The sequence below is a fragment of the Bacillus sp. FSL K6-2865 genome (assembly GCF_040311405.1).
Taxonomy (GTDB): Bacteria; Bacillota; Bacilli; order Bacillales; family Bacillaceae; genus Bacillus; species Bacillus velezensis.
Window position 1 is genome coordinate 1,210,292 of record NZ_CP152036.1, and the last position, 12,318, is coordinate 1,222,609.

At 46.3% G+C, this 12,318-nt stretch carries 13 protein-coding genes and 1 pseudogene; 8 read left to right on the plus strand and 6 right to left on the minus strand.

The window, feature by feature from the left end:
• Nucleotides 1-174: 174 nt before the first annotated feature.
• Both NYE42_RS06135 and NYE42_RS06140 read left to right on the plus strand, forming a co-directional pair.
• Nucleotides 175-936: a DeoR/GlpR family DNA-binding transcription regulator gene (locus NYE42_RS06135; RefSeq protein ID WP_033574547.1), complete on the plus strand. Its 762-nt coding sequence runs from the start codon at nucleotides 175-177 to the stop codon at nucleotides 934-936.
• A 17-nt stretch (nucleotides 937-953) separates the two neighbouring features.
• Nucleotides 954-1,634 (plus strand): HAD family phosphatase, encoded by a 681-nt coding sequence (locus NYE42_RS06140; protein WP_144664106.1) that lies wholly within the window; start codon nucleotides 954-956, stop codon nucleotides 1,632-1,634.
• A gap of 526 nt (nucleotides 1,635-2,160) precedes the next feature.
• On the opposite strand, the gene NYE42_RS06145 is transcribed toward NYE42_RS06140, so the two are convergent.
• Complete coding sequence (locus NYE42_RS06145) at nucleotides 2,161-2,493, minus strand: hypothetical protein (RefSeq protein ID WP_061581951.1); 333 nt, start codon at nucleotides 2,491-2,493, stop codon at nucleotides 2,161-2,163.
• 101 nt (nucleotides 2,494-2,594) lie between these two features.
• On the opposite strand from NYE42_RS06145, the gene NYE42_RS06150 reads away from it, so the two are divergent.
• Nucleotides 2,595-3,230, plus strand: coding sequence for an MgtC/SapB family protein (locus tag NYE42_RS06150; protein ID WP_007407316.1), 636 nt, complete (start codon nucleotides 2,595-2,597; stop codon nucleotides 3,228-3,230).
• An 86-nt stretch (nucleotides 3,231-3,316) separates the two neighbouring features.
• Here the strand turns inward: NYE42_RS06150 and NYE42_RS06155 are convergent.
• From NYE42_RS06155 to NYE42_RS06170, 4 genes and pseudogenes are all read right to left on the minus strand, one after another.
• A pseudogene (locus NYE42_RS06155) lies at nucleotides 3,317-3,457 on the minus strand (hypothetical protein); the annotation flags it as partial.
• 114 nt (nucleotides 3,458-3,571) lie between these two features.
• Nucleotides 3,572-3,745: a YjfB family protein gene (locus NYE42_RS06160; RefSeq protein WP_007407314.1), complete on the minus strand. Its 174-nt coding sequence runs from the start codon at nucleotides 3,743-3,745 to the stop codon at nucleotides 3,572-3,574.
• A gap of 43 nt (nucleotides 3,746-3,788) precedes the next feature.
• Nucleotides 3,789-4,190, minus strand: a complete 402-nt coding sequence (locus NYE42_RS06165) for a DUF2809 domain-containing protein (protein ID WP_007407313.1) — start codon at nucleotides 4,188-4,190, stop codon at nucleotides 3,789-3,791.
• 98 nt (nucleotides 4,191-4,288) lie between these two features.
• On the minus strand, nucleotides 4,289-4,858 hold the full coding sequence (locus tag NYE42_RS06170) for a YjgB family protein (RefSeq protein ID WP_015417262.1): 570 nt from the start codon (nucleotides 4,856-4,858) through the stop codon (nucleotides 4,289-4,291).
• A 124-nt stretch (nucleotides 4,859-4,982) separates the two neighbouring features.
• Here NYE42_RS06170 and fdhF point away from each other — a divergent pair, with 124 nt between their 5' ends.
• The 4 genes from fdhF to NYE42_RS06190 all read left to right on the plus strand — a co-directional run bounded on the left by fdhF (nucleotide 4,983) and on the right by NYE42_RS06190 (nucleotide 11,084).
• Nucleotides 4,983-7,940 carry a formate dehydrogenase subunit alpha gene (gene fdhF, locus NYE42_RS06175; protein WP_039251846.1) on the plus strand — a complete coding sequence of 986 codons (2,958 nt, stop codon included), beginning with the start codon at nucleotides 4,983-4,985 and terminating at the stop codon, nucleotides 7,938-7,940.
• Nucleotides 7,933-8,475: a DUF1641 domain-containing protein gene (locus NYE42_RS06180; RefSeq protein ID WP_251257096.1), complete on the plus strand. Its 543-nt coding sequence runs from the start codon at nucleotides 7,933-7,935 to the stop codon at nucleotides 8,473-8,475. Before fdhF ends, NYE42_RS06180 begins: the two co-directional genes overlap by 8 nt.
• A gap of 207 nt (nucleotides 8,476-8,682) precedes the next feature.
• Nucleotides 8,683-9,900, plus strand: a complete 1,218-nt coding sequence (locus tag NYE42_RS06185) for a cytochrome P450 (protein ID WP_144464023.1) — start codon at nucleotides 8,683-8,685, stop codon at nucleotides 9,898-9,900.
• Entirely contained in the window at nucleotides 9,900-11,084 is a 1,185-nt protein-coding gene (locus NYE42_RS06190; protein WP_031378841.1) for a macrolide family glycosyltransferase, read from the plus strand. The genes NYE42_RS06185 and NYE42_RS06190 overlap by 1 nt, the downstream gene beginning before the upstream one ends.
• Nucleotides 11,085-11,126: 42 nt before the next feature.
• On the opposite strand, the gene NYE42_RS06195 is transcribed toward NYE42_RS06190, so the two are convergent.
• Nucleotides 11,127-11,312 carry a hypothetical protein gene (locus tag NYE42_RS06195; RefSeq protein ID WP_003154919.1) on the minus strand — a complete coding sequence of 62 codons (186 nt, stop codon included), beginning with the start codon at nucleotides 11,310-11,312 and terminating at the stop codon, nucleotides 11,127-11,129.
• Between the two features lie 175 nt (nucleotides 11,313-11,487).
• On the opposite strand from NYE42_RS06195, the gene NYE42_RS06200 reads away from it, so the two are divergent.
• On the plus strand, nucleotides 11,488-12,306 hold the full coding sequence (locus NYE42_RS06200; protein ID WP_061862092.1) for a uroporphyrinogen-III synthase: 819 nt from the start codon (nucleotides 11,488-11,490) through the stop codon (nucleotides 12,304-12,306).
• The last annotated feature ends 12 nt before the right edge of the window (nucleotides 12,307-12,318 follow it).

The window sequence follows — 12,318 nt, forward strand, 5'->3', positions numbered from 1 at the left end:
GCATACATTTTTGTTGTCAATAGCTTCATAAAGAAATAACATCTGTGTTCATAGGGATTATATAAGTTTTTCGTTGTTTTATATGTTGATTATGTTGTTTGTTAGTGTTTGTTTTTGTTGACCGGAGTGCCGCGGTGTGTTAGATTGTGTGTAAAGTTGAGGGGATGATTGAACATGTTAAAAAAAGAGCGTCTTTTAAAAATCATCGATATCGTAAACTCGCGGGGATTTATTACGGTGAGTGATATTATCGATGAACTGGATGTTTCTGATATGACAGTGAGAAGAGATCTGGACGAGCTGGATAAGGCCGGAAAAATCGTACGTATTCACGGAGGCGCACAGAGCATATCTTATTCCATTGATCACGAATTATCGCATAATGAAAAACTGGGTGTTCAAATGGAGGAGAAGGGGAAGATCGCGGAACTCGCAGCTTCATATGTAAATGACGGCGATACCGTTTTTTTAGGGCCCGGCACGACGATTGAACTTTTAGCCAAACACCTGCTGCATAAGCGAATCAGGATTATCACAAACAACTATCCCGTATTTGATATTTTAAAGCATGGTGACACTGCCGATACCATCCTGATTGGCGGCGATTTCCGAAAAAATACCGGTGCCTTCGTCGGGCCCATCGTGAACGGCAATCTGCAGAAATTCAATTTTACGAAAGCCTTCATCAGCGCCAACGGCATACATAATGATGAGATTTCTTCTTACAGCATTGAAGAAGGGGAAGCTCATCAAATCGCGCTGAATAATTCGCGGACGAAATTTTTGCTGGCGGATAATAAAAAATTCAACCGGGAAGATTTTTACGTATTCTATAACTTGCACGATATGGACTATCTGATTACGGATGATAAAGTGATGAAAGATGTTCAAATTCATTACGAGCAATATGTAGATGTCAAAATCGCAAAAAAATAAAAAAGGCGGGCGGTTCGATGAAAGGGGTTATTTTTGATTTCAACGGCACGATGTTTCAAGATTCGCATCTGCACGAAAAAGCATGGTTTTTCATGGTGAAAAAATACGCGCCGAAAACCATTTCTGATGAAGACATTTTCGTTAACATTCACGGGAGAACAAACAGTGAAATCCTGACGTATTTTATTTCCGGCGATTTAACAAATGAAGAAATCAAGAAGCTGTCTTTTGAAAAAGAAGCCTACTACAGAGAATTATGCCTTGAAAACAAAGATGAGTTAAAGCTGACGAAGGGACTGACCGGCGTATTGAACCATCTGAAAAAATCAGAAACGCCGATGACCATTGCCACGGCTACGGTAAAGGAAAATGTCGAGTTTTACTTTGACGTCTTTCAGTTGGATCGGTGGTTTAATTTTGACAAAGTCACGTTTGATGACGGGAGCTTCCCCGGAAAACCGGCGCCGGATATTTTTCTCATCGCATCGGAAAAGTTAGGCCTCAGACCTGAAGATTGCTTAGTCATTGAAGATGCCTTTTCGGGGCTCACAGCGGCGAAAAAAGCAGGTGCAGGCAAGATTATGGCCATTGATCCGCTCGGAAAAAACCGCGCGTTATTTGAAGAAAAACAGCTGGCGGGTGACGGGATACTGACAGACTTCACCTCGTTTTTTGAGGTTGCCGGACATTCTGTTTGAGAGATGCAGTTGGGAGGAACCACCAAATAAACAGCCCGCCAGTAATCGGGCAATTCTTCTTGTTACAATGACCACAGGTCTTGAGAAAGAATTTGATCTTTCAATGGAAGAGATTAAAGATTTTATCAGATGGTATGATCAAAAAAGTTCTGGAATAGGCTTATCTAGATATGTTATCGAGAAGCACTATAATAATATAGGGCCTTTTCAAAATAGAAGGGACCATATTGTTTTTGGGAACATTCTTACTTTTAATGTGAATGAATACACTTTAGATAAATAAATAATTACCTGTTTCCTTCTGCAGCCCTCTTTTTAAAAAGAGGGCTTTTTTTATGAGGTGCTTATTCTTTTTCAGTTGCGCTTTTGTTTTTGTATAATGATTTTCTCATTGAAGGCGGCATTTTTTGGATCAGAAAGGTGTTCGCCTTAATTGAGATATTGGCTGAATTTATAGATTCGCAGAGATAAAGGAAGTCGTAAAAGATATGCCGTTTGCGGATTTCAGCCTGTCTTTTGAGAAGGATCATTCTTCAATGACGCTTATTTCCCCCGTACCGAAAAAAAGTGAAACACGTTCTCCTCGCTTTTCATAGGTTTTGATAAGTCCTTCCTGCCCTATAAGTTTCCAGCCTTTTTCGGCTATTTCCAATTGGTATAAACCGCTCGGACCTTCTTCTTCTTTTGCGAAACGGTATGTATAGTTTGAAACGTATTTTCCTTTTTCATATTCCTTTGTTTTGCTGTGCACAGCAAATAATGGAACCGGGAAATCCGGGTGAGAAACAGATGCTTTATATCCTCCCAAAATAAATAAGCTAAATAACAATAATATAAAAAACCACAGAATATATTTCATAAAACCTCCTTATGTCAATTAGTCGGTGCATTTTAAAAAAAGATACACCGCATGATTGGGGTGTAAAAGCGGGTAAGAAGATAAGGAAAGGAGAGAGACGGATGGAACTTGATTTTGTGATTCGTCTGGCAGTTGCGGGTCTGCTCGGGGCTCTTATTGGATTGGAGAGAGAATTCAGGGCGAAGGAAGCCGGTTTGAGGACGCATTTTTTAGTGGCCGTCGGCAGCGCCTTGATGATGATCGTTTCCAAATACGGCTTTTTTGATTTGTTATCCAACAGCCATACGTCCTTTGATCCGAGCCGGGTGGCGGCGCAGGTCGTCAGCGGCGTCGGGTTTTTAGGAGCCGGCACGATTATTTTGCAGCGGCATGTCGTGCGGGGGCTTACGACGGCCGCGGGGATTTGGGCTACGTCAGGGATCGGGCTGACAATCGGGGCAGGTATGTATGTCATCGGCATCAGCGGCACGATTTTGGCGTTAATCGGGCTTGAACTGTTAAATTTTCTGTTTAAACCGGCGGCGCATTCTTTGTCTGTCAGTTTCAGGATTGAGGAGAAAGCCGTCATGCATGATATTTTAACTTCTCTTGAGGAAAAAGGAATTCTTATTACGTCCTATGAATTGAATAAGGCGGTGCTTGAAGTGAAGGGAAGGGTGAAAAGCAAAAGCGGGAAAGCGGCGGTAATGGAAAAAGTTCAAGCCCTCCCGTATATCCTGTCGGTCAAAGTTGAATAGCAGACAGGGGAAGCCTCCTGTCTGCAGTCATTTCTTTTCAAACATTAATACCAAGGATAGAACGGGATATACGGCCGCGGATAGTATGGATATGGTCTAGGATAATAATAAGGCGGCCGCGGATAGTAGGGATATGGTCTGGGGAAATAATAAGGCGGCCGCGGATAATGATATGGCACCCGTTCGTGGCTCTCGGCTGTGTATTCATGATAGAAAGGATCGTACAAGAGGAAAACCTCCTTTTCAAATGTTTGGTTCCGTTTACCTTATTCCTGTATGCCCGGTATGGTGTACGTACAACGGGCAAAAAAAAGACGCCGGTTATCATCCGGCATCTTTTTTTACACTTTCACATCAATTGAATGTCCGGCAGTCGGGTGCTGGGACGGCAGCATTTTCACTGTTTCTTCCGCCGCAGCCTGTGCTTGCTGCATGACCGTTTTTGTTAAAGCGATATTTACATTCTGCGCCAGAGATGCCTGATGCATTGCGATTGATAACGCAGGGATATCCATAGCTTCCACCTCCTTATCCCTTCATATCGGCGGCATGCTCTGATTATGAAGGAGACTGGCGGTTTCTTTTTACGGCCCATTCTAAAAATGCGGCAGCGCATACCCCGAGGGTATAGGCGAAAATGTCACTCCAGACAAATTGCCAGCCGAGGATCAGCCCGCCGAGCGTGCTGCTTCTGATTGCGTCAATCCAAGGCGCGTGATACAGCTGGCTGCATTCAATCAGACAGCAAAACGAGAGGCTCAAAAATGCGGCTGTTTCCGTCCGTATGTGCCGAAACAAAAGCCCGAATCCTGTAAAAATCATTGCCGCCCACAAGGCATCTCCTAAATAAGCGTTTATGATGCCGGGCAATAGGGCGGTGATGTATGCGGTTCTGGACAGCAAACCGAGGGCGATGATAAAAACGGTACATATTCCGTATGTCAATGGATGTCTATTCACTTCACACTGTTCCCCTTTTTTTGTACTCCCATGTATTGTAAGGAACGACGGAGAAGCTGTCTATGAAAAAAACGGCCCGGGAGGCCGCTTTTTTTGCGTTATCTGGCTTTTAGGTTGACATGGTCTGCTTTTTGGTCACTGCCGATGACGAAGCGGAGCTCATACTGCCCCGTATGGTAGACGTAATCTGTTTCGCCCGTTTTTGGCACTGTCAGGATTTTGTCAGCGCTGCCGATTTGTTTGCTTAAGACGTCAGGTGTGACGCTCCCGAGGTTTAAGCGCCGCTCGACCCCTGTTCCGAAATAGCGTATTTCCGAGATTTTTCCGTTTTTATGATAGGAAAATCCATAACCGGGGTTTCCCATGTTCCAGCTGTATAAATCAAATGGATTGCGGCTGTCTGCTTTTTGTTCCGGCTCGCCGATTTTATCGTAAACGTCCTGTCTTGTGCTTTGGTTGATTTTCAGGCCTTTCACATTTTGCGGCATTTCCCCTTTAAACGCCGATTGGTAAAGGCTGTTCACCAGTTCTTGTGCACGTTGGTTTTCCGTTTTTGAAGCGGCTGCAGCGTGGACGGGCTGTGTAACCGAAAATGCTTCTGCGCCGAATGCGCATCCCGTGAGCATCACTGCCGATAATCCCGTGGCGAGTGTTTTTTTCTTCAACATATGTGAACGCCTCCTTTTTACCGCTCATACCCGTATGTTTCCTGAGATAAACGAGATGTTTTAGTGAAAGGCCGGCTGGGAATCATAGAGGATGTATAGAGGGGTACAGAAAGGGGAAAAGAAAATGGCTGGGACAAAGAAAGTTACAATCAATGGGGTTGAAATGGAAGCGCCGGACGGCCAAACCGTTTTGCAGCTTTTGAACAATAGTTCAATTGACGTGCCGCACGTGTGTTATCACCCGAGTCTCGGGCCGATTGAAACGTGCGATACCTGTATCGTCAATGTTAACGGGGAACTGGTGCGTTCGTGTTCCGCGCAAATAAAGGACGGAGATGTCATCGATACGCTTTCGTCCGATGTAAAAAAAGCGCAGATTATCGGCATGGACAACATTTTGCACAACCATGAATTGTACTGCACGGTCTGTGATTACAACAATGGGAGCTGCGAAGTACATAATACCGTAAAGGAAATGAAAATCAATCATCAAAGCATTCCGTTCGATCAAAAACCGTATCCTAAAGATGAATCAAATCCGTTTTACCGATATGATCCCGACCAGTGCATTTTGTGCGGACGCTGCGTCGAAGCCTGTCAGGACGTACAGGTAACCGAAACCTTAAGCATTGATTGGGAGCGGAAACGCCCGCGGGTCATTTGGGATCAGGATGTGCCGATCAATGAATCATCATGTGTTTCCTGCGGACATTGTTCGACGGTATGTCCGTGTAATGCCATGATGGAAAAAGGCATGGAAGGCGAAGCGGGGTATTTAACAGGCATTAACCAAGAGACGCTTCGTCCGATGATTGACATCACAAAAGGCGTCGAAACCGGATACGGATCGATTTTGGCCATATCGGACATGGAATCGGCCATGCGGGATGAAAGAATCAAAAAAACGAAAACCGTATGCACATACTGCGGTGTCGGCTGCAGTTTTGATATATGGACGAAAGGAAGAGACATTTTAAAGGTCGAGCCTCAGGCCGAGGCCCCAGCAAATGGCATTTCGACGTGTGTGAAAGGGAAATTCGGCTGGGATTTCGTCAATAGTGAAAAGCGCCTTACCAAACCGCTTATCCGGGAAGGAGACTCGTTTCGGGAGGCGGAATGGGATGAAGCGCTGCAGCTGATCGCTGATAAATTTACCGATATAAAAGAACATTTCGGCCCTGACGCACTTGCCTTTATCACATCTTCCAAATGCACGAATGAAGAATCATACGTGATGCAGAAGCTTGCAAGAGCCGTCATCGGCACAAATAATGTCGACAACTGCTCACGCTACTGCCAGTCTCCCGCCACGGCCGGATTGTTCAGAACGGTCGGATACGGCGGTGATTCAGGGTCGATTACAGATATAGAAAAAGCTGAGCTCGTGCTGATAATCGGTTCAAATACGTCTGAGTCTCACCCCGTTCTGTCCACACGCATTAAACGTTCTCATAAACTGCACGGACAGAAGCTCGTCGTCGCTGACTTGCGAAAACATGAAATGGCCGAGCGCTCCGATGTGTTTTTCCAGCCGCGTGCCGGATCAGATATTGTCTGGCTGAATGCCGTATCGAAATATCTGCTTGATCACGATTTGGCGGATACTGCATTTCTGAAGGAGAGAGTGAACGGATTAGATGAATTCGTGAAAAGCCTTGAACCTTATACAATGGAATATGCGGAAAAACATACCGGTGTGGACAAGGATACCTTAATCAAAGTGGCCCGGATGATTCATGAAGCCGGCAGCGTGTGCGCACTGTGGGCGATGGGTGTCACCCAGCATATCGGAGGAAGTGATACGAGCACGGCCATTTCCAATATGCTTCTTGTGACCGGAAATTACGGAAAGCCCGGCGCAGGCTCATATCCGCTTCGGGGCCATAATAACGTGCAGGGAGCCAGTGATTTCGGCAGTATGCCTGACAGCTTCCCCGGCTATGAAAAAGTAACGGATGAAAAAGCCCGTAAAAAGTATGAACAGGGCTGGGGAACAGACCTGCCGAAAGAAATCGGAATGACAAATCATGAAATGATCGAAGGCATCCACTCAGGAAAACTGAAGTCCATGTACTTAAAAGGAGAAGAAATGGGGCTTGTCGACTCCAATATTAACCATGTTCATGCCGCATTCGAAAAACTTGATTTCTTCGTTGTGCAGGATATCTTTCTTTCGCGTACGGCCGAGTTCGCCGATGTCGTGCTTCCGGCAAGCCCGAGCCTTGAAAAAGAAGGGACGTTTACAAATACGGAACGGAGGGTGCAGCGCCTTTACGAAGTGTTTGAACCGCTGGGCGATTCAAAGCCTGATTGGCAGATCATTACGGACATCGCCAACCGTCTGGGCGCTGATTGGCACTATGAACATCCGGCAGACATTATGGAAGAAGCGACGATGCTTTCGCCGCTCTACGCAGGCGTCACTTACGAACGTCTCGAAGGCTACAATTCACTGCAATGGCCGGTTGCAGCGGACGGAACCGATTCACCGCTTTTATTTACGGACAAGTTCCCGTTTTCAGACGGCAAAGCGATTCTATATCCCGTTCAGTGGACCGAGCCGAAAGAATTTGATGAAGAATATGATATCCATGTGAATAACGGGCGGCTGCTCGAGCATTTTCACGAAGGGAATCTGACTTACCGATCAAAAGGAATATCCGAAAAAACACCGAGTGTGTTCCTTGAGGTCTCGCCCGAACTCGCCGAAGAAAGAGGGCTGGAAGACGGAACGCTTGTCCGTCTGACATCACCGTACGGAAATGTGAAAGTCAAATGCGTCATCACAGACAGGGTAAAAGGCAAACAAGTCTATCTCCCGATGAACGATTCAAAAGACGCTGCCATTAACCTTTTGACAAGCAGCTATGCCGATAAGGATACCGATACACCGGCTTATAAAGAAACATCAGCGAAGATGGAGATTTTGAAAAAAGAAGGCGTTAATCCGCTTCCGAAAATCAATTTCCGTTACGGAAACCCGCAGCCGCAGATCGGTGTCCGGGTTGATCGGAAATGGGCGCGTAAAGATTATGTATTTCCGGGAGACGCCGTAAAAAGGGGGAAACAGCAAAATGGCTAAAGCAATCAGCGGCATCCGAAAACAGACCGTCACAGAAGACGACAAACGAAAAAAGGACTTAGAAGAGATCGAGACGGCTCTTTTACGAAATAAAGACGCGATTTTGGAATCTCTGCACATTCTTCAGCACATGAACGAGCGCGGCGTTTTGGCGCTTCTGCGCGGGCTCTTCGGCCAGGGAGACAAAGTGATGGATATCCTCGTGAAGAAGGCGAATACTCCGGAAACGGCCAATATGCTGAAAAATCTCCTGCTGTTAAGCGGCGTTCTCGGCATGCTCGATGTAAAACAGCTTGAGCCATTTATCGTTAAAATCAATGCGGGGGTCACAAAGGCCGTCGAGGAAAAAGACAGCGGCAGGAAGACCGGGTATTTTGATATCGTCCGCGCTTTAAAAGACCCGGAAATCAACAAGGCCGTCACTCTGCTGTTTTCTTTCCTGAAAGGCATGGGCGCTGATACGGACGATATGGAAAGAAATACGCAGCCTCCTGAAAACCAAAAGCAGCACCAGAAACCGCAGCCGAATGAGTGAACATATCTCCCGAGCCTGGCCGAAGGCTCGGGTTTTTTGTGCGCTTCTCCTGTTTTCTTGGGAGAAATTTCACCTCCGGATTCATGACTTTTGTTGTGTTATGTTAATAGTTAAGGTTATGAATAGAAAAAAATTGAAAATATGTGCTAGGATAAAATTCAAGGTACGTCAACTATTCAAATATGAAACAATCAGGAGTGATGAAACATGAGTAAGCTGAGGAGCACGAGACAAGCCATCCAAAGAACCCTGATGAAAGGAAAAAACGGCCTGGACGTATACAACCCTTTTCCTTGGTACGAAAAAATGAGACGGGAAAGCCCTATACACTTTGATGAAGAAACGAAGGTTTGGAGTGTGTTTTTATACGATGATGTCAAAAAAGTCATCAGTGATAAAGAGACGTTCTCAAGCCTCATGACTGATGTGAAAAGCTCGATTGCAAAGTCCATGCTGAATATGGACCCGCCGAAGCATACCCAAATCAGATCCGCCGTCAATCGCGCTTTCACTCCCCGCGTCTTGAAGGAATGGGAGCCGAGAATTAAAGACATTACCGATCATCTCCTAAAACAGGCAAAGAACAAAGGGCGGATTGATATCGTTAAAGATCTCTCTTACCCTTTGCCGGTCATGGTGATTTCAGAATTATTAGGCGTTCCGTCCGAACGTATGGATCAGTTTAAAAAATGGTCGGACATTCTCGTCAGCATGCCGAAAGATGCGAGTCCTGAAGCGGCGGAGAAAAATCAGCAGGAACGTGACCAATGTGAGGCGGAGCTGGCGGCGTTTTTTGCGGAAATAATAGAAAGCAAACGAAAACAGCCCGGCCAAGACATTATTTCTATTTTGATAAAAGAGGAAGAAGAGGGAGAGAAGCTCACGGCAGAAGATCTGATTCCGTTTTGCAACCTGCTTTTAGTGGCGGGAAATGAAACAACGACTAATCTCATTTCAAATGCGGTTTACAGCATATTAGAGACGCCCGGCCTTTATGACGAACTGAGACAGGACCCTTCTCTCATCGCGCAAACGGTGGAAGAAACGCTGCGTTTTCGCGCTCCCGCTCCGTTTGTCAGAAGGACGGTCCGGCACGACATTGAACTGCGCGGACGCCGCTTGAAAAGCGGGGAGATCGTTCTCTGCTACGTTGCATCTGCCAACCGTGATGAAAACAAATTTGAGAAGGCGGGCGTATTTGATATTCATCGCCAATCGAATCCGCACCTTTCCTTCGGATTCGGCGTACACTTCTGCTTAGGCGCTCCGCTTGCCAGACTTGAAGCGGAAGTCGCGCTGAAAGGAATTGTAAAAGCCTTTTCACACCTTGAGCCCGTTCGGATTGAGCCGATCCGAAACAGTGTCATGTACGGGCTGGAGTCTTTAGAAGCGGAGATAAACGAAAATGAGGGAGAAGAAAAATGATGAGAAAAACACACATCGCCATTATTAATGTGGCCGCTCACGGTCATGTCAATCCCACGCTGCCCGTAGCCGAGGAACTTGTCAATCGCGGGTATAAAGTGACATTCGCTACGACTGAGGAATTCGAAGCTTCCGTTGCCAAAACGGGCGCCATTCCCGTTTTATACCGCACAAGCATAAAGGCGGACCCGGAGACGATAAAAGAACGGGTAAATAAAAATGATGCGTTTGTGATGTTTCTGGAAGAAGCGGTTGAAGTGCTTCCGCAGCTGGAAGAGCTGTACAAAGACGACCTTCCTGACATCGTCCTGTTTGATTTTTTAGCTCTTGCCGGAAAATTGTTTGCGGATAATGGCGGCATCCCGGCCGTAAAGTTCTGCCCGAGCTATGCAATGAATGAGTATTTTCAATTAGGAAGAGACGAAGAAACACTGGAAGCGGCCAAACAGGCGATAGAAGAATACCAGGAGCAGATTGAAAATGAACAATTGAAACGGATGACAATGGAAGAATTTTTTATGCCTGAAAAACTGAATATTGTCTTTATGCCAAGGGCCTTTCAGCCGAAACAGGAAACCTTTGATGAACGTTTCTGTTTTGTGGGTCCGTCTCTTGGAGAACGCACAAATACGGGAAGTCTGGAAATTGATGCAGCCGATGACCGTCCGCTTATGCTCATCTCACTGGGAACGGCGTTTAACGCCTGGCCTGAATTTTACCAGATGTGTATTGACGCGTTTCGGGACTCGGACTGGCGGGTTATTATGTCAGTCGGCACAACAATTGATCCGGAAAGTTTTTCGGATGTCCCCGATCACTTTATCATCCGCCAGCACGTTCCTCAGCTTGATGTGCTGGAGAAAGCAAAGCTGTTCGTATCTCACGGCGGGATGAACAGTACAATGGAAGCGATGAATGCGGGTGTCCCGCTCGTTGTCGTTCCGCAAATGCACGAACAAGAGGTTACCGCAAAGCGTGTGGATGAATTGGGGCTTGGCGTGCATCTGCCGCCGAAAGAAGTCACTGTGGCCCGTTTGCAAAAAGACGTTCAGAACGTATACGGCGATAAAAACATCCTCAGCCGCGTGAAAAGCATGCAGCAGAAAATAGAAGAAACCGGCGGTCCAAAACAGGCTGTTTGCGCCATTGAAGAATTTTTGAAAACGGCGGCCGTCGAAAATTGATTGAGAAACAGGCAGCGCACCGGAAGACGGCTGCCTGTTTTGTTATATGTTTTTCTTCATGCCGCATCTCCGGCATTCCCTCAAAAATTTTCCGCCCTTCACTGAGCTTTTAAACAGCGTGTAGTCGCAATTGTCACATCGACCGCTGTGAACATCAGGATATTCATTGAACTCATAAATGACCGAAGTATCGTATCCTTTTGTCTCGAACTCTTTTTTTGTTTCCATAATTGAAAGTCCCTCCGCGAATCAAATCATTCTGCCCGGTTAATGATACAGCAACTGCACGGGGGATTCAACGGGAGCATAGCTTGATTTTCCCGGCTGATTGCGTAACAATAATAGAAATAAATGACGGCCTGCCATAGGGCGCCCGGCATCTGAAGGGAAGAAGAAAACAGCGATGGGAAAAGGATTGAACGGGAAACGGATTGCCATCGGCGGTTCGCGGAAAACAGAAGAGATCACAAGATTAATAGAAAAGCAGGGCGGAACGGCGGTCGTCCGTTCCCTCCAAGGAACCGTATACCTGGCGGAGGATCAAATTGAACCCGACGTAAGAACATTTGCCGGGCAAAAAGCCGACTGGGTGATATTCACCACAGGCATCGGTACGGAAACGTTATTGTCGGTATCGGAAAAAATCGGTCTGAAAGAAGAATTTTTAGCGGCCGTTCATGAAGCGAAAATCGGCTGCAGAGGCTATAAAACATATGCGGCCTTAAAAAAGCTCGGCATCACGCCGCATGCCTCAGATGAAGACGGTACAACAAGAGGGCTGATCCGCTCCTTGGAACGATTTGACTTTAAAGATAAAAAAGTCATGATACAGCTTCATGGCGAAAAAGCGCCGGTCTTAACGGAGTTCCTTGAGAAAAACGGAGCGGAGGTATTCCCTGTTCTGCCGTATCAGCATATTCCGCCTGAAAGAAAGACGGTCGATAAACTGCTGGGAGAGCTGTTAAACGGAGAGGTCGATGCCGTATGTTTTACGACAGCCATTCAAGTGCGTTCTCTCTTTGATTATGCAAAAGAAAAAGGGTTCACAAAAGAATTGCAGCAGGCATTCGAAAAACAAGTGCTTGCCGCCGCAGTCGGCAAAGTGACGGCTGAAGCGATCCGGGATGAAGGGGTAAAGAGGGTCCTTGCTCCGGACATTGAGCGGATGGGAGCGATGATTATTGAATTATCCCGTTACTATGAATCTCTGACCTTGTCATAAACCATCATTCAG